Here is a 21,579-nt window from a genome sequence, read left to right as displayed (position 1 = left end):
CAATTTCTTTTTTATGAATAGGGAGCGATAACTTCTCTACGAGACGCCTTAGTGAAGCGCTCGCGATCGTGCCGTTGGTCAAAATCAATAATCGGCCCCTTCGGTACAATTCGATTTGGATTAATATCAGTCATACTCATGTAATAACCGCGCTTGGTATAGTCTAGATTGCAGGTTGCTTTGAACTCAGGACGCTGATATAGGTCTAGTAAATAATTCCAGAGATTTGGATAGTCGATAATTCGCCGCAAATTGCACTTAAAGTGACCGTAATACACTGAGTCGAAGCGATACAGAGTTACAAACATACAAATATCGGCTTCGGTGAGTTGATTGCCACATAAATAGCGCTGCTTGCTCAGAATGGTTTCCCATTGATTTAAACTTTCGAAAAGTTCTGTTACCGCATCTTCGTAGGCTGCTTGCGAAGTCGCAAAACCAGCGCGATATACACCAACATTGATTGGTAGATAAATTGCATCGATCGTTTCATCAATCTGATGCTGTAGTTCGTGTGGGTATAAGTCTATTTTTTGTGTTGCCAATTCCCCAAACTCTACGTCAAACATCCGCATGATTTCGCGAGATTCGTTATTGATGATTGTTTGAGTTTGCTTATCCCACAACACTGGAACAGTGACTCGTCCTGTGTATTTGGGATTAGCTTTTAGATAAATCTCTTGCAAATATTGAGTGTGATTTACCCAGTCAGGAATAGCTCCCGGTGCTTCAGAAAACATCCATCCCTTGTCGCTCATAATCGGATCGACGATAGAGACTGAGATTACATCATTCAAACCTTTGATTTCTCGCATAATTAAAGTGCGATGCGCCCACGGACACGCCAAGGAAACGTAGAGGTGATAGCGTCCTGCTTCTGCCTTAAACCCACTAGAACCATCGGCGGTGACGCGATCGCGAAACGTTGTCGGCGTTTCCTTGAACTTACCATTGGGATCTGATTTATTCCCATTGGTAGTCCATTTGCCTTCAATCATCATTCCTGACGCCATATTTTCCTCCTAACACTAAAGCGTGTCTATAAACTTTTGAGGATTACTTCAGCATTACGTCTTTCCTTTTCTGAAGGATGTTAATTTCTTAAAAATTCTTGACAAAATCGACTTTGCAGACAGACCACGGTTCGGCGTATCAACTCGTTGTCGCCAACCAAGCACGCAAAACCTCTGCCACCGTCCACGCTTGGGCAATGCATCCCCGTGGAGTCATCGGGGCATCACCATCAAAAATTTCGCTGAGATTACCAACACCGTGCGCGTTGAGGTGATTAGCCATTGGTTCCAAAAATTGACGAGCCTGTTCGGGATTTTTGTAGACGCGCAGGTGTGCTAAGACGAACGGCCCCAACAACCAACCCCAAACGGTTCCCTGGTGGTAGGCTCCATCCCGTTGATACTGATTGCCACCGTATTTACCCTGGTACTGAGGATGATCGGGGGCTAGCGATCGCAATCCATAAGAAGTTAGCAGCGTTCGCCCGCAAGCTTCCACCACACCCCTTTGCTGGGCAGGTGTGAGCGGACTTTCTGGTAATGACACAGCAAATATTTGATTAGGACGCAACGCTGAATCATCACCATCAGCACTGTCTAAAACGTCATAACAATAACCAGTCTCTTCATTCCAGAAGCGAGAAAATCTATACTTTGCCCGCTCTGCCATTGCCTCATATTCTTGGTGTGGTTTACCAAGGTGACGGGCAAACTTGGCCATTGTCCGTAAAGCATTATACCAGAGGGCATTAACTTCAATCGGTTTGCCAATTCGGGGCGTAACTACCCAATCGTCAACTTTGGCATCCATCCAGGTAAGTTGTACACCAGCAACGCCTGCATAAAGTAAGCCATCGGCGGCATCGAGATGGATGTTGTAACGTGTACCGCGACAGTGCCAATCAATGATGTCTGCAAGTATGGGAAAGAGTTCACCAAGCAAAGTATCATCGTCTGTAGCGCTGTAGTAGGCGCGGACTGCTTCAAAGTACCAGAGAGTAGCATCGACTGTATTATATTCTGGTTGCTCACCCGCATCGGGAAAGCGATTAGGCAGCATTCCCTGGTCTACGTATCTGGCAAAGGTGCGAAGAATTGAGCGTGCTAGCTCTGGGCGACCAGTGGAAATTGTCAAACCAGATAGACTAATCATCGTGTCGCGTCCCCAGTCACTAAACCAGTGATAACCAGCGATGATGGTTTTGCCGTAGGGGTCTTCTGGCAATGAGCGATCAACAATAAACTGGTCAGCAGCTAGTACTAGATGGTTGATCCAGCTAGGTGATTCCTTAGTTTTGAGGGGTCGATTAGTTTTCCAAAATCCTATTAATTTCTGCTCTTGAGCGCGGCGTAACTTCAGGACCGCTTCACCATTGAGATTTGATTGTTTTTCTGTGCTGGCTACAAAGGTGATCGCTTCCCCAGGATTCAGTGTAACTTCAAAGGTGGCGGCGTGGAGGTGGTCTTCTTTATCTCTCAATCCCCGATAGCGTTCAACCGCTAAGTCAAAGCCATGATACCAATCGTGGACAACAGATACACTAACACGTGAAACGCTGCGTAGCTTGCCGCCGTAGGCATCGCCTTTAGCTGAATCACTCACTAGATACAGTGGTACAGCACCCGGATAAGCAGTTACACAAATCCCCTGTTCCACCTCCTCTACAGACATCTGCCAACCATTGCTTTGAGTGTCGCTGTGATAATCGCGGTAGTTGACCATTGCTTTGAACGTCAACTTTAGCGGTTGAGTGGCACGACGCAAAGTATATTGGACATAAGTTGTGTTAGCGCCTTGTTGCATCCACACCCGTTTTTCTAATAAGGCATCGGCAACAGCAAAAGACCATACAGGAATTGTACCTTCTAGAGAAAAACGTTCAATATGTTGATAACCATGCGGACTGACAATACCATCTGCCCAACGATTAGTGTCTAGAGAATAAGAGCGAGCCTCCTGTTGATGAGCTGCGCTAACGCCATACAATACAGTTTCATCTAGTTTTGTCAGCATTAAGGTGCGACCCAAAGGTGGTTTCAATGCTGCTACCAGTAGTCCGTGATAGCGGCGAGTCAATAAACCAGCCACAGTTCCAGAGGCGTAACCACCAATACCGTTAGTAACTAACCACTCCCGCGATTCTGCAATGTCAAGATTGCCGCAGATTTCCCGCCCAAATTCTATACACATAAGTCACGCCACTTTGCTCTAAATTCAAAATTAACGATCGCCATCATGCTTTTCTCTCTGCGTTCTCTGTGTCTCTGCGGTTTAAAATTAATTTATCGAACCACAGAGGCACAGAGAACACGGAGAAAAGAGGAATTATTGTCCAATATTAGATTGGGGATTGATCCTCAGTTATTTGAGATTCATTTACGAGAGGATTGAGAATGACTTCATTAGCTACACTATCAGCTTTACGGGCACGAATTGCTGGACGCGATCGCTTGTAACCGGCTCTTTCAGCTTTTTGGTGTTCGTAATCAATTAATCTGCCATAATATTCGTGCTTGCTTAAATTCATTGACAAGAAAATATGCTGGCGAGTATTACCAAAACCTTTGCGGTTAAAAAACTTTAATGCTGAAGTATTGGTGGGGTCAGTGTCTACCAACATAAACCGCGCCCCATCTTCAATCATCCGGGCGACGACTTTATCAACCAACTTGTCTGCAACTCCCCGACGCTGATACTTTGGACTAACTCCTAGCCATAAAATATATCCATAAGTCCAGGATGCTTTGGTGATGATCGTTCCTAAAATGAATCCTGCTAATTCCCCGTCTGTTTCAGCCACAAGACAGTATTCTGGATCGGTGTTGTAAAGTCCAATTACCTCCCATTCGTCCCAGGTGCGGTATAAATAAGGGTATAAATCGCTGGTAAATAACCCTTCTCCCAAGTGGTAAACGGGAGCAATGTCATCAATTCCTAATTCGCGTACATAAATTGCTTCAGTTTCGTCAAATATTGACATAAATTTACATAAATTTAAAAGTTATAATTTGTTTATACCCCGATTGGATTTGACAAACATCCTCTAATCTATAGGGTTGAGTGAGACTTCTTGAATACTGTCAAAATTTGGTAATGATTCTTTGACTGTTTCTTCAGTAGATTGGATGCGAGCGCAACGTTTGGCAAACTGACAATAATCACAGTTTTTACTACCCTCCAACACTTGGGGAAACTGCTGGTTATTTTGATAATTTTCCAGCCAATGAGTTAACTGACTTAATAGTTGATTAAGTTTCTTCCCTGTTTGTGTATGTTGAGCAGTACTGTAATTAAATTTAATATTTTGCGGTTTTCCTTCAGATTGAACAAACCAATAAGTCATAGAAATCTTTTCTGGCAAATAGTCGCTAGTTTCTGCCAATACATACAGATAAAGCCGTGTTTGCCAGTTGGATTCTAACTTACGTTTGCTAGGTGGTTTAGGATAAGTTTTCCAGTCGAGAATTTGCGCTTGTTGGTTATCTGCAATCAATAAATCATAGATAACTGTGAGCAAATAATCCTGAACTTGCAGAGTGCGGTAGTGTTCGCTTTCACGGAAAGTTTGATTATCAGATGCAGTCGTTAAAATTTCTGGCGCTGCATCAGCAAAACCCAGCATCCAGCTTTGCAGTTGAGCATCTGCTTCCAGGAAACTATCAATTGGCAAACCCATTTCTCGCTGTTGCATTAGCAAGTGAAAGCGACTACCCAAAGTTAGCCGTTCTTCTTGTTCTGGATTTGCGGGAGAATTGAGTTTTTCGAGATAAGTATGTTGAAATTTCCGTGGACAAGCTTCTAGTAAGTTAAGTTGTCCTTGAGACAGTCGCAATAGTTGAGTGGGAGTTGACAGCATTCTTCTATTTTAGAAGTAAATTATAATCTGCAACTCACCTTTGGCAGACTATCAGTAAAAAACAGGTATTTTTTACTGCCTTCACGTCTGCTATTTCAACTCGTCTCGATCTACCTCATCCTGGCGCTCAGAATGTTTGCTTTTTCCTTGGGACTTGATTGAGCCAAAGCTGTAGGCTATAGCTATTTTAACGATGTCAAAATATGCTGGGTGATTAGCTTTGTTAACGATCGCCAAAGAAATTGACCCTGCCACTAAGATGATTAAAAGTGGTGAAAGTGTTTCTACCCCAGAGCCGTTGTTATTGGGCATGATATAATCTCCAAGTGAAAAGTTACGAAGCCTTTGGCTGGCTTCACTCAACTAAAGGCTATTTATGGTCAGTACCAGCCTTAACCCCAAGACTCGAACATCATGGCGATCGCAAATAGACAGACTAGGAAAATTGCTATCCTCGCAACCCATAACCGTAGACTTGCGGATAAAAGCATCCCAACTATCGTATTAGCCCCTAAAGTGTGAGACACAACAAAGGCTATTCCCAGCCCCAGCAGCGCCAGCAGAAAATATTTGAGTCCTATACAAAACCACTTGAACAACAGATTATCGTTATCTTTGAGACTGGGTTTCATAGTTTTTTTCCTGTTTTGAAAGTTGAATCTAGGTAGCAGTTTGCGCTCCCCTGACCACACTAAGGAAACAGCGAATCTCCACAGTTTTGCTTCCACCAAGTCAAGGTAGACAAAAGTCCTACTCCTGAGTGGAGTGAGAATACCAACAAAGGTGGTTTTGATATTTGCGGCTCATGAAAAATTAAGCTCTTTGATGAATTATCGGGGCAATCTGGATATCAAAAATTAGGCGTTCAATGCGCGTAGTGCGCGTTCTGTGCTTCTAAGCGCATTGAACTCTCGAAATTCCTACAGGCAATTGGTATACTTGCCTTTTTCAGAATTTGCAGTTCCAGTCTTTGCCTTTATGCCTTACTCACTAAGTTTCTTTAATTCACCCGTAACCTTACTAAGTCACCGTGGTTTCTACTGTTAAATTAACTATAAAGTAACTTAGTTTCTAGGTCAAGTAACTTAGTTACTTAGTCAAGGTAAACTGTAGAGAAAATTATTTAAATAGCATAAGATACTACAAATCCTGCTGAAATCCCCCAATGAATCCTCAGTTTTGGCACTAAAGGACTTTCAAATAAAAAAAAATACTCAACCACCTATTGTGAGGTAGGCATCTCACTTGCTCCTACCCCACAGATAATTTATCCGGCTAGCATCCTGCGGTATCACAGAGAATGCTGACAATTGAACCTTAAGTACTTGGCTAAAAAGCCTCAATTTGATATTGTTGATCGACATATCAGATTGATATATCAAAATGCTGAAGTTGGCAGTATTAGGTTTATTACAGCGAGAGCCTTTAAATGGTTATCGGCTCAAACAGCAACTAGAGATGTTTATGAGTTGCAGTATTTGTGTCAACTATGGCGCGATTTATCCTCTTCTGAGGCGCATGGAAGAACAAGGTGAAGTGAGCTTATGTCCAGAACAAGGAGAAGAAGGCGGACAGTGTGGAAAGGTATATGAGATTACACCCCTCGGTAAAAAAACTTGGTATCAAGAGATGCTGGCATATCCTCATGAAAGCTGGGTAAATGCGCGATCGCGATTCTTAATCAAATTTTTTTTCTTTAGCCATTTATTACCGGAAGAACGAGTGCAGTTAATTGAACATCGATTAATGTCATGTCAATTACGCCTTGCAGAGAAAAAAGCAGTTGAAATTAGTGATGATTTATATCAAGCGAAAGTGCAAAGGCGGGCATTTGAAGTCATCAAATCGGAGATTGAGTGGCTAGTTGAGCAACTCCAAACAGAACAACTTCAATTAGCTCAAACGCCACAGTAGAACAGCTTTAACACCAAAAACTTTTGAAGTATCCTAACTAACTATGTGGATCGTCAAAATTGCTTTACGTCTTCCGTATACATTCGCGATCGCCGCTTTGATGATTGCGATCCTGGGTGCAGTCACGATATTTGGTACACCAGTTGACATTTTTCCGGCAATTAACATTCCGGTTGTCAGCGTAGTTTGGACTTACACTGGTACCACATCTGAGGAAATGGCACAGCGAATCGTCACCATTAGCGAACGCGCTATGACAACAACTGTTGGTGACATCGAACACATTGAGTCTCAATCTTTGAGTGGTGTTAGTGTTGTCAAGGTTTTTTTCCAACCCAACGCTAATATCGCCTCAGCAGTCGCTCAAATTACCTCCGTCAGCCAAACAATTCTCCGCCCTTTGCCACCTGGAATTACACCGCCATTCATCATTCAATACAACGCTTCTTCTGTGCCGATTATCCAGATGAGTGTCAGTAGCAAAACCTTGCCGGAAGAAGCACTCTTCGACTATGCTACCAACTTCGTCCGCACCCAATTAGCAACAGTGCAAGGAGCGAGTGTACCTCTGCCCTATGGTGGTAAACCTCGGCAAATTATGGTTGATATCGATCCCCAAGCGATGTTGGCTAATGGCATTTCTGCTCAAGATGTGACTAATGCTGTCAGTGCCCAAAACCTAGTTTTGCCAGCAGGGGATATGAAAATAGGCGATCGCGACTTCGCCGTACAAATCAATAATAGTCCAAGTGTGGTGGAAGCCCTGAACGACTTACCGATTAAGCAAGTTAATGGTACTGTCATTTCCATTCGTGATGTCGCGCAGGTAAGAGATGGCTTTGGTGTGCAATCGAACATTGTACGTCAGAATGGCAGGCGATCGAGCTTACTTAGTATCCTGAAGAGTGGCAATGCCTCAACCATTGATGTGATCGAGCGAGTCAAAAAAACTTTGCCTCGCATCCAATCCACCTTGCCCCCAGAACTGAATTTAGCGTTTTTGTTCGATCAATCTATATTTGTGAAAGCTTCTATTCAAGGCGTTCTCAAAGAAGGATTGATTGCAGCCTGTCTCACCGCGCTGATGATTTTGATTTTCCTGGGAAGTTGGCGCAGCACCGTAATTGTAGCCGTATCGATTCCTCTCTCGATGCTAGTTTCAATTATTGTCATGAGTCGTTTGGGACAAACTTTCAACATCATGACCTTAAGTGGTTTGTCCTTAGCTGTAGGTATTCTGGTAGATGATGCCACAGTAGAAATTGAAAATATCCACCGAAATCTCGGACAAGGTAAACCCATCAAGCGAGCAATCTTAGATGGAGCGCAGCAAATCGCCACTCCAGCACTTGTAGCAACATTATGTATTTGTATTGTCTTTGTGCCGGTCGTGTTTCTCAGTGGAGTAGCCAAGTACCTATTTGTCCCCCTAGCGATGGCGGTAGTATTTGGAATGCTTGCTTCTTATGTGCTATCTCGGACTGTAGTACCGACAATGGCAAGTTATCTTTTACCATCCGAAGTAGACTGGCATAGAGAAAGCGAGGAGCATAATGGTAACAACAACCATCATCTAAATTCGCCAGTTCAAAACAATAATGGTAGCGACGATCGCCACAGCCATTCGCTAGTCGAAATCCATGATAATCGCGATCGCCACACCCATTCGCCAGTCCAAAACAATAATGGTCATAGCGATAACCACCAAACAGAAGAGGCAGCAACGACAACTGCCGAACCTGTGAAGAAAGATTGGATATGGCGGTTACACGAAAAATTTAACCGACAATTTGATAAATTTCGCAGTTGGTACTATGGTGTCTTGACCTCAGCATTAAATCACCGCCGCATAGTCTTTGTGCTATTTGGTGCTTTTATCGTCAGTGCCGGAGTTTTGTTGCCGTTTGTCGGTCAAGACTTTTTCCCGGAAGTCGATGGTGGTCAATTTAGCCTCCATGTTCGAGCCTTACCTGGTACTCGTTTGGAAGAGACAGAAAAAATTGTCAGCCAAGTTGAAGGCGTTATCCGCCAAACTGTACCCAAAGAGAATCTCGCTTTGATTCTAGATAACATCGGCTTACCCACCAGTGGCATTAACCTTACTTATGGCTACAACGGCGCGACAATTGGACAGGCTGATGCTGATATTCTTGTGTCCCTAAAAGAATCTGGTGCAACTTTTTCTTACGTCAAGGAACTCCGCCAGAAATTGAAAGCGACATTTCCCAACTACACTTTCTTTTTTGAGCCGGCTGATATTGTGACTCAAATTCTCAATTTCGGTTTGCCTGCTGCTGTTGATGTGCAAATATCTGGCCCTCTGAAAAATTCAAAAGGCAACTTTGAAATTGCCCAACAAATCGCCGCGCGGATGACGCGCATTCCTGGGGCTGTAGATGTACATCTCCAGCAAGTTGTCGATGCTCCCAAATTACGTCTTGATGTCGATCGCACTGAGGCTCAACAATTGGGTATGACCCAGCGTGATGTTGCCAATAGCGTCCTCACTTCCTTAAGTTCAAGCGGTCAAGCTGCAATCAACCAATGGCTCGATCCCAAAAAAGGCGTGAGTTACACCCTGGCTGTACAAGTTCCTCAATATAAACTTGACTCTATTGATAGCCTGAAAAATACGCCAGTTGGCAACGGTCAAACTGCACCGCAACTTTTGGGTAATTTGGCTAGTGTCAAACGCGACACAGTGATGCAAGTTGTGAATCACTACAACATTCAGCCAGTTTTCGATATCTACGCTAACTCCTCCGGTCGCGACCTGGGGGGAGTTGCCGGCGATGTCAATCGAATCATCGCTGATTATCAGAAAAAATTGCCTAAGGGAAGTCAGATTAATATCCGCGGGCAAGTGCAAACGATGAACTCTTCCTTTTTAGGACTTGGTTTCGGACTTGTGTTTGCAATTGTGTTGGTTTACTGCTTAATGGTAGTGAACTTCCAATCTTGGCTCGATCCCCTGATTATTATGATGGCATTGCCAAGCGCTTTAGCAGGGATCGTTTGGATGCTGTTTGTCACTCGCACCACTTTCAGCGTTCCTTCGTTAATGGGTGCAATTATGAGTATAGGTGTAGCGACATCAAACAGTATTCTCATGATCACTTTTGCGAATGAGCAACGTGCAGAAGGGGAAAATGCCTATAAAGCAGCTCTAGCGGCAGGTCACACGCGGTTGCGTCCGGTGTTGATGACTGCCTTAGCCATGCTCATTGGTATGGTGCCAATGTCTCTCGGTCTTGGTGAAGGTGGCGAACAGAATGCACCTTTGGGTCGCGCTGTAATTGGCGGTTTGTCAGCTGCAACAGTCGCGACTCTCATTTTTGTACCTGTTGTATACAGCATTATGCGCCGTCAACCACCTCGTCCTATTGATGAGGATGATGACGATTTAAATTTCTCAGATCCAAAGACAGCCTACTCGTTGTCATCATCTGAAGGCAAGTCATAGACATATTTTAGGAGCTACGGTGTACACATAAATCTTTTAAAGTTACTACGTAACGTAGGGTAGATTAATTTTTGCAAGTCAATGCAATTAAGGTGCAAGTCAATGCAATTAAGGTGCAGGTCGATGCAATTAAGGTGCAAGTCGATGCAATTAAGGTGCAGGTCAATGCAATTAAGGTGCAAGTCAACAACTTGTGTGTACACCGTAGGGGAAAGGTTTTTTTCTGAGCCGCTTTCCCCTTTACTCCTTACTCCTTATCCCACTTCTGCAAGAAGTCTAATAAGGTAATGACTCTAGCTGCTAAATTTCTGCTTTCTTAGATAATACAGGACAGTTTACTTATGGATTCTCAGCATCGTCCATCTCCTGATTCTGAAGAACAAAAGACTTCTAAAAAACAAAAACGCGGCATCGGTGGAATTGGTTGGGCTGTAGTTGGTGCTGTTTTTTTTGGTAGCCTACTAGCCATAGGCATTCTACCCCGATTGGGCCAAAAGTCAGAATTACAAGCAGCAGTCAAGGAAGCAAGCACAGTACCCTCAGTGAACGTAATCACTCCCCGCCGCGCTACTGGTGCTACGAAAGTGGAACTACCTGGCAGTGTTGTAGCCCAAAATCAAACGACCATCTACGCTCGCAGTACTGGCTATTTAAGGCGGTGGTACGCAGATATTGGCGATCGCGTCCGAGCCGGTCAGTTGTTGGCGGAGATTGATTCACCAGACACTGATCAGCAAGTTCTGCAAGCGAAGGCAGAGTTAGTGCAAGCACAAGCCAATGTATCTCAAACTCGTGCTAATTTAGCTAAAAGTATTTCTGATTTGAAACAAGCCCGCGCTAATCTCTTGATAGCGCGTCAGAGTTGGGAGCGCTGGCAAGTTCTTGTAAAACAAGGTGCAGTACCTCAACAAGATGCAGATACAAAATATGCCACATATCAAGCTAATCTTGCCAGCGTTGAGGCAGCACAAAACACTATTAATTCTGACTCTGCCAACATCAAAGCAGCACAAGCTAACGCCTACGCAAGTCAAGCAAACTTCCAGCGTAATACCGTATTGCAGTCTTATAAGAAAGTCACTGCTCCTTTTGCAGGAGTGATTACTGCACGTAACGTCAATACAGGTGTTTTAATTTCAGCAGGTAATGGCAACACCAGTACCAGCAACACCAACACTAGCAATAGCAGCCTTTATACTATTGCTGCTTATGACAATCTAAAGGTAAATGTGAGTGTTCCACAGAGTTTATCACAGTCACTTCAAACTGGGCAAACAGCACAAATTACAGTTAGAGAGTTACCCCAACGAGTGTTTACGGGTAAAGTAGTGCGTACTAGCAACGCTATAGATCCAACTACTCGTACTTTACTGACACAGTTAGAAGTACACAATTCAGACGCGACGCTGCGACCTGGGATGTATGCCAATGTCAGATTTGCCATTAATCGCACTAATCCTCCCTTTGTTGTGCCAGATAGTGCCTTGGTTGTTAACGCCGGAGGAACGCAGGTAGCAACTGTAACCAAAGATAAAACAGTGCATTATCAAAAAGTTGCTGTTGGGCGAGATTATGGTACTGAAGTAGAAATTACATCAGGTCTGACAGGAAAAGAATCGCTCATTGCCACTCCTACGGTTGATGAGACAGAGGGTTTGCGCGTGCAGCCAGTCGCACAAACAAAGTAGGTCGGCGTAAATAATTATCGTTGGGATAAGGCAGGGGGCAGGGGGCAGGGAGCAGGGGGAGAATAATAAATTTTTAACTCCTAACTCCTAAACTCAGCACTCGTTACTCAGCACTCAGCACTGTTTAAGTGAGGTACAGCAAACATTATCTGTGCGATCGCGCACCCCTTCAGAGAAAAACGACAAAGCCCAAGAAAGCATTCCTAGAGCAACAAATGTCTATCCCGAAATATTGAGGGGATAACGTATTGACAGTAATGTTATCTCACTATGTGAGATAACATTGATTTGTAATGTGTCTTTGTGTGAGTATGAGTGTCATTCCCGAAAACGTTCTTTTGGCTTTAGCCGAAAAACGGTGCTTGTCTAACAGCGAGATCGAAGTGTTTTTATATGCTGTTCATGGACAATCGCCAAATGCGATCGCGAAAAAATTGGCAATCAGTGCCGAAGCAGTACGCAAAAGATTAAGCGAAGTTTACAAGAAATTTAATGTTACTGGTAGCGGCCCAGGTAAGCTCACTAAGTTACAGCAAGTTATTGAATTTGAGTATCAAGCATCTTTACAGAATGATAAATCCATTACCCAAAACCGCCAAGATTGGGGTGAAGCACCTGGCGTCTGCTTTTTTCGGGGACGCATAGCAGAATTGTCTCAGCTACAGCAGTGGCTGATCAAGGATAATTGCCGACTAGTGGCAATATTGGGAATGGGTGGAATCGGCAAAACTGCTTTATCAGTGAAACTGGCAAAGGAAGTTCAAGAGAATTTTGAGTATTTGATTTGGCGGAGTCTCCGCAATGCACCACCTGTCGCGGAGATGTTAGCGAACCTGATCGGGTTTTTATCTGATGATAGGGAAGCAGATTTACCAGAAAGCGTAGATGGTAAAGTAACGCTGCTGATTCATTATTTACGAGAGCATCGTTGTCTTGTGGTATTTGATAATACAGAGACAATTTTACAAGAAGGCGATCGCGCCGGACAATATAGACAAGAATATGAAGATTATGGTCAACTACTTAGTCGAGTAGGGGAAGAACCGCATCAAAGCTGTTTGGTGCTGACATCTCGCGAAAAACCAAAAGAATTTGCTCCTTTAGAGGGAGAAGTATCACCAGTCAGAACATTATCGTTAATCGGCTTAGGAGAAACTGAAGGGCAAGAAATTCTCCAAGATAAAGGATTATTTGGTTCACAACCAAACTGGGCCAAGCTAGTTGAGAAGTATTCCGGCAATCCTTTGGCTTTAAAGCTGGTTTCTGAGCCAATTCGGGAGTTATTTGGTGGTAATATTGCTGCTTTTATGGCTGAAGGAGAGATCATTTTTGGCGACACTCGAAATTTATTAGACCAGCAATTTGAGCGCTTGTCAGAGATCGAAAAAGAAATAATTTATTGGCTAGCAATCAAGCGCGAGTTAGTTTCTCTAGACGAATTGCTCAATGATATTGTGCGTCCCTTGACTAAAAGGGAAGTGATGGAAGCGTTAGAATCACTGCGGCGGCGATCGCTAATTGAACAAAGAACAGCACTTTTCACCCTCCAGTCTGTGGTAATGGAATACATAACCAACCAATTTATTGAACAAGTTTGTCATGAAATTACCACTCGTAATATTAGACTATTTGTCAGCCATGCTTTAATGGAAGCGACGGCCAAAGATTATATTAGAAACACTCAGATTACCCTGATTATTAAACCAATTATAGATAGGTTATCAACTATTTTTAGATATGCTAAAAATATTGAACATCATCTATATCAAATTTTATTGTCCCTGCGACAAACTCCCCTAACAGCAGGATATCCAGGTGGAAATCTATTAAATATTCTTTGTCAATTACAAACTGATTTTAGCGGCTATGACTTTTCTAATCTGACTATTTGGCAAGCATATTTACAAAGAGTGAATCTGCATCGGGTAAATTTTGCCAATAGCGATTTAGCTAAATGCGTTTTTGCCGAAACATTAGTTAGTGTTTCATCAGTTGCATTTAGTCCGAATGGAAAACTTTTGGCTACAGGTGATGCTGATGGCAAAACTTACTTGTGGCAAGTTGACGATGGAAAGCTACTGTTTACCTGTATTGGACATAGCAGTTGGGTAAAATCAGTTGCTTTCAGTCCCGATGGTCAAACTTTGGCTAGTGGTAGTGATGACCAAACAGTGAAATTATGGGATGTTCATGATGGTAAATGCCTGAAAACCTTGCACGGACATAGTAATTGGGTAAGATCAGTTGCCTTTAGTCCCGATGGTCAAACTTTAGCTAGTGGCAGTGAAGACCAAACAGTGAAGTTATGGAATGTCCACATCGGCAAATGTCTGATAACTTTGCAGGAAAATACCAATCGAATTATGTCAGTTGCCTTCAGTCCCGATGGTCAAACTTTAGCTAGTTGCAGTGAAAAGCAAACAGTGAAGTTATGGGATGTTCGTGATGGTAAATGCCTGAAAATTTTGCAGGGACATAGCAGTTGGGTAAGATCGGTTGCTTTTAGTCCCGATGGTGAAATTTTAGCTACTGGCAGTGACGACCAAACTGTGAAATTATGGGATGTTCGTGATGGTAAATGTCTGAAAACCTTCCAGGGGCATACCAATCGGGTCTGGTCGGTTGCCTTTAGTCCCGATGGTCAAACTTTAGCTAGCGGTGGTGACGACCAAACGGTGAAATTATGGGATTTTCATGATGGTAAATGTCTGAAAACCTTCCAGGGGCATACTAATCGGGTAAGGTCAGTTGCTTTCAGTCCTGATGGTCGAACTTTAGCTAGTGGTAGTGAAAACCAAACAGTGAAGTTATGGAATGTCCAGGATGGTAAGTCCTTGACAACCTTGCAAGGGCATAGCAATCGGGTCAGGTCAGTTGCTTTCAGTCCCGATGGTCAAATTTTAGCTAGCGGCAGTGAAAAACAAACAGTGAAATTATGGGATGTCCGTAACGATAAGTTTCTCAAAATTTTGGAGGGGCATAACAGTTGGGTACGGTCAATTGCCTTCAGTCCTGATGGTCAAATTTTAGCTAGCGGCAGTGAAAAGCAAACAATTAAATTATGGAATGTTCACACGGGGCAATGCCTGAAAAAATTGCAGGAACATACCAATCGAATTAGGTCAGTTGCTTTTAGTCCTAATGGTGAAATTTTAGCTAGCGGCAGTGACGATCAAACGGTGAAATTATGGGATATCTACACCGGCAAATGTCTCCAGACCTTGAAAGGGCATACCAGTTGGGTAAGATCGGTTGCCTTTAGTCCCGATGGTCAAACTTTAGCTAGTGGCAGTGAAAACCAAAGAGTGAGGTTATGGGATATTTATACAGGAGAATGTCTCCAAATTTTGGAGGGACATAGCAATCGGATCAGATCAGTTACTTTCAGCCCAGATGGTCAGACTTTAGCTAGTGGTAGTGATGACCAAACAGTGAAGTTATGGGATGTTTTCATGGGCAAGTGTTTCACAACCTTGCAAGAACATACTAATCGAGTCTGGTCAGTTGCCTTTAGTCCCGATGGTCAGACTTTAGCTAGTGCCAGTGAAGACCAAACGATAAAATTATGGGATGTCTATAATGGCAAGTGCCTGAAAACTTTGCAGGGGGCTAATTGGGTAAAGTCAGTTACCTTTAGTCCCGATGGGCAAACCCTGATTTGTGGTAGCCAAGATGAGACAATTAAGCTTTGGGATGTATCGACGGGTGAGTGTGTAAGAACACTGCGATCGCCACGACCCTATGAAAAAATGAATATCACTGGGGTTACAGGGTTAACCGCAGCGCAGTTAGTGACGCTAAAAGCTTTGGGGGCAGTGGAAAATGGAGAGCAAAAATAAAAGGTAAAAGAATGAATTTTGCCTTTTACCTTCATCCTTTTACCTTTTTTATGTACCTGATGCTTATTTCATGTTAGCCCTTGCGTCCTTAACTGCGGCAAAGAAAAATAATCCTGTGAGTGGAATGCTTAATACCAGGATAATTGCCGTAGCTGTGAAACCAAAATCTGGTTGTCCGTAACCGAGTTCAAAAATCGAACCAACGGCGGCGATCGCACTTACACAAGAACCACCCAGAAATAAACTGCTTTTTGGAGTTAAATACACTACTGCCCCCCTATACTATTGGTTTCACCGCTTGATACGAGAAGCCATTCTTAGATAGCTCCTGGGCTAAAGTCAAGGAGTTTTCTACACGGTCTACAAATACCACGCCGTTAAGGTGATCCATCTCGTGTTGAATGCAGCGTCCTAGAAGGTCATTAGCTTTTAATGTCCGGGGACGACCATATTCGTCTTTATAGGCAATTTCCACGACTTCAGGGCGCTTCACGTCTAAATATACGTTGGGAATACTCAAGCATCCTTCTTGGGCAACAGAGAGGTCGCGGCTGACTTGTTTAATGGTGGGGTTAATCAACACCAAAGGCTGATTAGCTGCGTTCTCTGGTTCCAGGTCGATGACAACTAATTGTTTGTGAATTCCCACTTGGGGCGCAGCCAAACCAATGCCATCTTTGCTGTACATAGTTTGCAGCATTTCGCGCACTATTTGGCGAAGTTCGTCATCAACTTTAGAAATCCGCTTTGCAGCTTGACGCAGCACGCGATCGCCTAAATAATGAAGTTCCAAAGGTGGATTTTTTAACTTTTTTTTCTCTACAGCAATTTCAGAGGGCATGAGTCTTGATGGCTAGATGGTGAAAATTCTTACTATTTTAATTCTATCAATCTCAGTTAGAGGATGTTTAAAAAGTCCTGGAGTATAACAAAAACCCAGATGCCATTCCTCTCTTTGCTTGCTTAACGGCAGGCTGATGCCAAGAGTCAGAGATTGTGAAACCCTTATTTTATTGTCATAAAGGTTTGCTATGGGGTTAGGTCTCCGAGGTTGTATTGTTAGCAATAATACTTTTTAAATATCCCCTTAGACGTAGTACCAATCTCCAAAATAATTCTTGTGAAGTCACGTTGCAGCATAATTGGAGTGATAATTTTATCGAGGCTGACATCATTAAACAATACTTTTAAAGCTTCTGAGCCTCGTCGGATGTGAAATCAATTGTAAGACGTTTACCAGCCTATTTCTGATTCACATCTGATTGCAACAAGGATTTCTATACAATTTTTCTTAGTAAAAAGATTTCTTGATGGGAACCTATGTTTAGCAATATTTTCTGGCATCTTCACCACATTCATTGACTAAATATAATAAAGACTTAAAACGAAGACCAACTATCTGTTCATAAAGAGGATTTAATTTACACAGAGGTGGAATCTGAAAGAGAGTCCGACCGAAAATTTTAACAGTTCTTTCAAAAGGGCAATTGGAAGGAATTATTTTGCACAATAGTCTGGCCAGATTAGAATTATGTATTTCTACGGACTCAAGCTGATAGCGGATTTGGTTTAATAGACTATTGTCCAAATTGGCTTTATTCAAGAAGTTCATGGTTCAACTTTCCTTTAATCAATCTGTTTCTCCCTACCAAGTTACTACGATCCCCAGAGAAAAACATCGTATAAATACCAAAGTATTTCCCACTTTTTTGAGGTCAAGTTTAAATAACAGTAAAATTGCTGAGAAACCAGAATAGCTAGCCAATTATTATCAATATCTGTTAGCGGCAATAGTGAGAACAATTTGAAAAAAGAATGCGACAGATACATACTCCCAAACTTTGTTATGTCTGGCTTTATTAATTTTAAATTTTGAATTTTGAATTTTGAATTGGTATGAGTCATCTCTGTGGCAAATGGTATGAAAATTGGGTAAATAGTAGAGACAGCAGGAGGACAGAGGAAGAAAGTAGAAATGTATAAAAGCTGATGTATTGGCAAACTTTGCACCATTGACTATAAATAGTGGTGTTATTGACGCAAAGGGGCAAAAGCTGAACTTAGTACTTTGGCGTTAAGTTCAAATTTTGAGGTGGTGTGTGTTTAAATCTTTCACGAAACTTGACTATCTACTGAAAGAAACTTTCCTCGGTTTACTGCGGGGAGGTTGGATGAATTGGGCTGCTGTCAGTACTGTGACGGTGTTACTGTTTTTATTCGGCTTGAGTTTGCAAACCTCTTGGCAAGTTGAAAAACTCCTTTATCAGTTTGGTAGCCAGCTAGAAGTATCAGTTTATCTGGAACCAGATACGCAAATCGAAAGTATTGAGCCACTAATCGCAAAAATGCCAGAGGTGGCGGCGATAAAAACCATTACCAAAGAACAAGCTTGGACTAAGTTAGTTAAGGAAATGAGAATTTCTGATATTGAGGGTGCTACCCAGCAACTGGGTGAGAATCCTCTGGTTGATGAGATGAAGGTGAAAGCACGTAATTCTCAAGTTGTACCGACTTTAGCAACACAGTTGGCTAAATTACGAGGAGTTGAGACGGTGCAGTATGTCGATGAAGCAGTCAAACGCATTGCCCAGTTGCACCGAGGTCTGAACTGGATTACTTTAACAATTACGATTATTCTGACTTTAACAGCGATCGCAGTGACTACCACCACAATTAGGCTGATTGTCATGGCGCGTCGCCAGGAAATTGAAATTATGCAACTAGTGGGAGCGACTTCTGTTTGGATTTACCTCCCGTTCATTTTACAAGGAATTGTCTTTGGTTTGGTTGGTGGTGCGATCGCTTGGAGTTTCATTTCTGTGATTCAACAGTTTCTCGGTAAGTTGCTAGTCAATCAACCTGAGTTTATCCAAGTCATCACCAACAGAGTGCAACTCACTCCAGCAGAAATTTTATTATTGCCCCTGATTCTTTTGAGTTTCGGTGCAGGTGTAGGATTAATGGGGAGCTTATTTGCTGTCCGACGTTTTGCTAAAGGATAGTCATTGGTGATTTGTCCTTTGTCATTGGTCATTTGTCCTCTGAACTCGGAACTTTGACCTCTGAACTCGGAACTCCGACTTCTGAACTCGGAACTCCGACTTCTGAACTCGGAACTCCGACCTCTGAACTCGGAACTTCGACCTCTGAACTCGGAACTTCGACCTCTGAACTCGGAACTTCAACCTCTGAACTCAGAACTTCAACCTCTGAACTCAGAACTTTGACCTCTGAACTCGAAATTTCAACCTCTGAACTCAGAACTTTGACCTCTGAACTCGAAATTTTCAAAATTTTAAAAGAATAACTGAAGTTTTGCTTGAACGAATATGAAATTAAAGCTACATATCAACTTATCAGGGCTAATCAATGACCAATGACAAATGACCAATGACCAATGACAAATGACCAATGACAAATGACCAATGACAAATGACAAAATCACAATGGGAATGTTTTTTGCAAAATCTCGGTGTTTGGGAAGGTTCATTTACGAATTTTTCCCCCCAAGGAACACTTTTGAATGATACTCCTAGTTGTCTTTCCCTAGAACATTTGAACAATAGCCAGAAAGTGCGCCTAACTCTGAGCCGTTCGGGACAAGATATAATCAGAGAATTTAATTCTGTAGGAGGGGGTCTGCTATTTTTCGAAAATGGCTCTTTTTCAGAAGGTTTAATTCAGTTAGGGCCATTTTCCGAATTTGGTGGAGAACTCGCTTTTGTTCATGAAAATCGCCGCTTGCGTCTGGTGCAACTGTTTGATAATACTGGTCAGCTAAAGGAATTAATTTTAATTCGAGAACATCTAGCTGGAACCCCAGCAGATGAACGTCCAACTTTGCAGATAAATGATTTGTTGGGAGAATGGCAAGGTCAAGCAGTAACAATATATCCAGATTGGCGATCGCCTGATACTTACTCTACAACCTTCAAATTACAACTTGATGATGCTGGCCGATTAATTCAAAGTACCTCTTTTGCAGAACGCACTATTACCTCAACTGCTACCATCAAAGGCCCGATTGTTCTCTTTGACCAAAACCCAGAAAAGCAGGTACAAGTATTATTTTTACCAAATGGCGCTTCTGCAACATCACCTGTCAAAGTGCAGTTACGCCAACCATTTTTTATAGAAGCAGGTTGGTTAATCCAGCCAAACCTGCGCCAACGGATGATTCGCAGCTACAACGAGAAAGGCGAATGGGTTAGTTTGACATTAGTTACTGAAGAAAAGGTGTAATGAAAAAGCTTTATTTATGTATATTCAAATAGCTGTAGTTGCGATCGCAGTCATCTTAATAGCTGGAGAAAATCTAGAGGCCGTTGCAGACTCACAATCTTCTACTGAAGATGGCATTAGTAGTATTGTGACAACAAAACCTACATTACAGATAGAGGGAGAGTATGCAAAATATGGTGACTATATCGGATTAACTCCCGTAGATAGCCAGTCTGTCGAGTTTTCTCAGAGAATTGTCAAAGATATCCAGATTCGTTTTCTCAATAACAAAGATCAATTGCTCGATGACAAAGGTCAGCCGATCAAAGGACGTACTCAAAAAGAGTTTATCATTGGTCTATTGAAACTCAAACCTGGTCAGGTATTCCGTGAAGATTTACTAGAAGCAGACTTACAACGATTGCGGAGATTAGAGTCCTTTAATGAAGTCAATGTTTATCGACAAGAAGATGCTAAGAGCGTTAATCTCATCTATGAAATTAAAGAGCGTAACTTCCCTTCTCTAATATTAGGAGGCGGTAGTAACGAAGATGTTGGATTATTCGGTCGGTTAGGTTATAAAGATGAAAATATCAGCGGTCTTAACGATAAATTAGATACAACTGTACAAATCAGCGGTAAAGATGTCCAATTTAATGGCCAGTTCACTAGTCGTTATCGTCCTCAAGAACCAAACCGCTTAGGCTACAGCATTAGAGCTTTTCGTAATCGTAATATATCAGGAACCTTCAACGAAGATATCAGATTGTCTAACGGTGACAAAGTACGGGAGGGAAGGTTTGGCGGTTCTGTAGGAGTTCTACGATCTTTTGATGAGTGGGATGCAGCTATAAGTTTGAACTATACCAGAATTAGCCTACGCGATCGCGACTATAAAGTTGTACAGGTTGATAGTTTAGGAAATCCTTTATCTGTCAGTGGTACTGGGATTGATGACTTATTTACAGTATTATTTTCTGTATCCAAAGATCAACGCGATCGCCGAGAAAATCCGACTCAAGGATCGATTCTCACTCTCAGCACAGAACAAGCAATTCCGATTGGATTGGGTAACATTTCTAGCAACCGCCTACAGGGAGATTATATTCAGTATTTACCAGTCAGTTGGATCGGTAATGGTAGACCAACTGATAATCCAGAAATGTTGGCGATTAATTTGCAAATTGGTACAACTATTGGAGACTTTCCACCAGCTGATGCTTTTAATATTGGTGGACTAGATTCTGTCAGGGGTTACGGTTATGGAAAAGTTGCCAGTGGTCGGAGTTATGGTTTAGCTTCTGTGGAATATCGTTTCCCAATTTATTACTCAATCGGAGGAGTTCTTTTTACTGACTTCGCCTCAGATTTTGGGTCTAGCGAAACCGTGTTAGGAGAACCAGGAGTGCTACGAGATAAACCCGGAAGTGGCTTTGGTTACGGCTTAGGATTGCGCGTCAAGTCATCCTTTGGGCTGATTCGAGGTGACTTAGGAATTAGCGATCGAGGAGAACTTAGATTTGAAGTTACTACAGGTCAGCGATTTTAACGGGTGGCGGAAAAGTTCTAGAAAACTACTGGGTC

At 42.5% G+C, this 21,579-nt stretch carries 17 protein-coding genes; 8 read left to right on the top strand and 9 right to left on the bottom strand.

Annotated features, from left to right (window positions below; all coding sequences use genetic code 11):
- Positions 1-11 precede the first annotated feature (11 nt).
- The 6 genes from HWQ42_RS25835 to HWQ42_RS25810 form a co-directional block, all read right to left on the bottom strand.
- Positions 12-1,013, bottom strand: a complete 1,002-nt coding sequence (locus HWQ42_RS25835; protein ID WP_292817074.1) for a glutathione S-transferase family protein — start codon at positions 1,011-1,013, stop codon at positions 12-14.
- Between the two features lie 139 nt (positions 1,014-1,152).
- Entirely contained in the window at positions 1,153-3,204 is a 2,052-nt protein-coding gene (locus HWQ42_RS25830) for an amylo-alpha-1,6-glucosidase (RefSeq protein ID WP_292817073.1), read from the bottom strand.
- Positions 3,205-3,352: 148 nt separating this feature from the next.
- Positions 3,353-3,994 carry a GNAT family N-acetyltransferase gene (locus HWQ42_RS25825; RefSeq protein ID WP_292817072.1) on the bottom strand — a complete coding sequence of 214 codons (642 nt, stop codon included), beginning with the start codon at positions 3,992-3,994 and terminating at the stop codon, positions 3,353-3,355.
- A 63-nt stretch (positions 3,995-4,057) separates the two neighbouring features.
- On the bottom strand, positions 4,058-4,870 hold the full coding sequence (locus tag HWQ42_RS25820) for a PD-(D/E)XK nuclease family protein (RefSeq protein ID WP_292817071.1): 813 nt from the start codon (positions 4,868-4,870) through the stop codon (positions 4,058-4,060).
- 90 nt (positions 4,871-4,960) lie between these two features.
- Entirely contained in the window at positions 4,961-5,182 is a 222-nt protein-coding gene (locus HWQ42_RS25815; protein WP_292737628.1) for a hypothetical protein, read from the bottom strand.
- A gap of 80 nt (positions 5,183-5,262) precedes the next feature.
- Positions 5,263-5,502 carry a hypothetical protein gene (locus HWQ42_RS25810; protein ID WP_292817070.1) on the bottom strand — a complete coding sequence of 80 codons (240 nt, stop codon included), beginning with the start codon at positions 5,500-5,502 and terminating at the stop codon, positions 5,263-5,265.
- Positions 5,503-6,253: 751 nt separating this feature from the next.
- Between HWQ42_RS25810 and HWQ42_RS25805 the strand changes: the two genes are divergently transcribed.
- The 4 genes from HWQ42_RS25805 (at position 6,254) to HWQ42_RS25790 (ending at position 15,774) form a co-directional block, all read left to right on the top strand.
- The gene (locus HWQ42_RS25805; RefSeq protein WP_292817069.1) at positions 6,254-6,784 is read left to right on the top strand and encodes a PadR family transcriptional regulator; all 531 of its coding nucleotides are present in this window, start codon (positions 6,254-6,256) and stop codon (positions 6,782-6,784) included.
- A gap of 43 nt (positions 6,785-6,827) precedes the next feature.
- A complete protein-coding gene (locus HWQ42_RS25800) occupies positions 6,828-10,247 on the top strand; it encodes an efflux RND transporter permease subunit (RefSeq protein ID WP_292817068.1) in 3,420 nt (1,139 codons plus the stop codon).
- Between the two features lie 341 nt (positions 10,248-10,588).
- On the top strand, positions 10,589-11,935 hold the full coding sequence (locus HWQ42_RS25795; RefSeq protein WP_292817067.1) for an efflux RND transporter periplasmic adaptor subunit: 1,347 nt from the start codon (positions 10,589-10,591) through the stop codon (positions 11,933-11,935).
- Positions 11,936-12,246: 311 nt separating this feature from the next.
- Positions 12,247-15,774, top strand: coding sequence for an NB-ARC domain-containing protein (locus HWQ42_RS25790; RefSeq protein ID WP_292817066.1), 3,528 nt, complete (start codon positions 12,247-12,249; stop codon positions 15,772-15,774).
- 63 nt (positions 15,775-15,837) lie between these two features.
- Here HWQ42_RS25790 and HWQ42_RS25785 read toward each other — a convergent pair whose 3' ends face one another.
- From HWQ42_RS25785 to HWQ42_RS25775, 3 genes are all read right to left on the bottom strand, one after another.
- A complete protein-coding gene (locus HWQ42_RS25785; RefSeq protein ID WP_094351396.1) occupies positions 15,838-16,041 on the bottom strand; it encodes a hypothetical protein in 204 nt (67 codons plus the stop codon).
- Positions 16,042-16,051: 10 nt separating this feature from the next.
- Positions 16,052-16,615: a peptide deformylase gene (def, locus tag HWQ42_RS25780; RefSeq protein WP_292817065.1), complete on the bottom strand. Its 564-nt coding sequence runs from the start codon at positions 16,613-16,615 to the stop codon at positions 16,052-16,054.
- 483 nt (positions 16,616-17,098) lie between these two features.
- The gene (locus HWQ42_RS25775) at positions 17,099-17,386 is read right to left on the bottom strand and encodes a Mo-dependent nitrogenase C-terminal domain-containing protein (protein WP_292817064.1); all 288 of its coding nucleotides are present in this window, start codon (positions 17,384-17,386) and stop codon (positions 17,099-17,101) included.
- Positions 17,387-17,873: 487 nt separating this feature from the next.
- Between HWQ42_RS25775 and HWQ42_RS25770 the strand changes: the two genes are divergently transcribed.
- The 4 genes from HWQ42_RS25770 to HWQ42_RS25755 all read left to right on the top strand — a co-directional run bounded on the left by HWQ42_RS25770 (position 17,874) and on the right by HWQ42_RS25755 (position 21,544).
- Positions 17,874-18,776 (top strand): ABC transporter permease, encoded by a 903-nt coding sequence (locus tag HWQ42_RS25770; protein ID WP_292737645.1) that lies wholly within the window; start codon positions 17,874-17,876, stop codon positions 18,774-18,776.
- Positions 18,777-18,829: 53 nt separating this feature from the next.
- The gene (locus HWQ42_RS25765) at positions 18,830-19,081 is read left to right on the top strand and encodes a hypothetical protein (RefSeq protein WP_292817063.1); all 252 of its coding nucleotides are present in this window, start codon (positions 18,830-18,832) and stop codon (positions 19,079-19,081) included.
- A 125-nt stretch (positions 19,082-19,206) separates the two neighbouring features.
- Positions 19,207-20,016 carry a DUF3598 family protein gene (locus HWQ42_RS25760; protein ID WP_292817062.1) on the top strand — a complete coding sequence of 270 codons (810 nt, stop codon included), beginning with the start codon at positions 19,207-19,209 and terminating at the stop codon, positions 20,014-20,016.
- A gap of 16 nt (positions 20,017-20,032) precedes the next feature.
- On the top strand, positions 20,033-21,544 hold the full coding sequence (locus tag HWQ42_RS25755; RefSeq protein WP_292817061.1) for a BamA/TamA family outer membrane protein: 1,512 nt from the start codon (positions 20,033-20,035) through the stop codon (positions 21,542-21,544).
- The last annotated feature ends 35 nt before the right edge of the window (positions 21,545-21,579 follow it).

It is taken from the genome of Nostoc sp. JL23, assembly GCF_017115065.1.
GTDB lineage: Bacteria > Cyanobacteriota > Cyanobacteriia > Cyanobacteriales > Nostocaceae > Nostoc > Nostoc punctiforme_A.
Note: the sequence above shows the minus strand (reverse complement) of the source record. Positions and strands in the feature narration are given on the sequence as shown.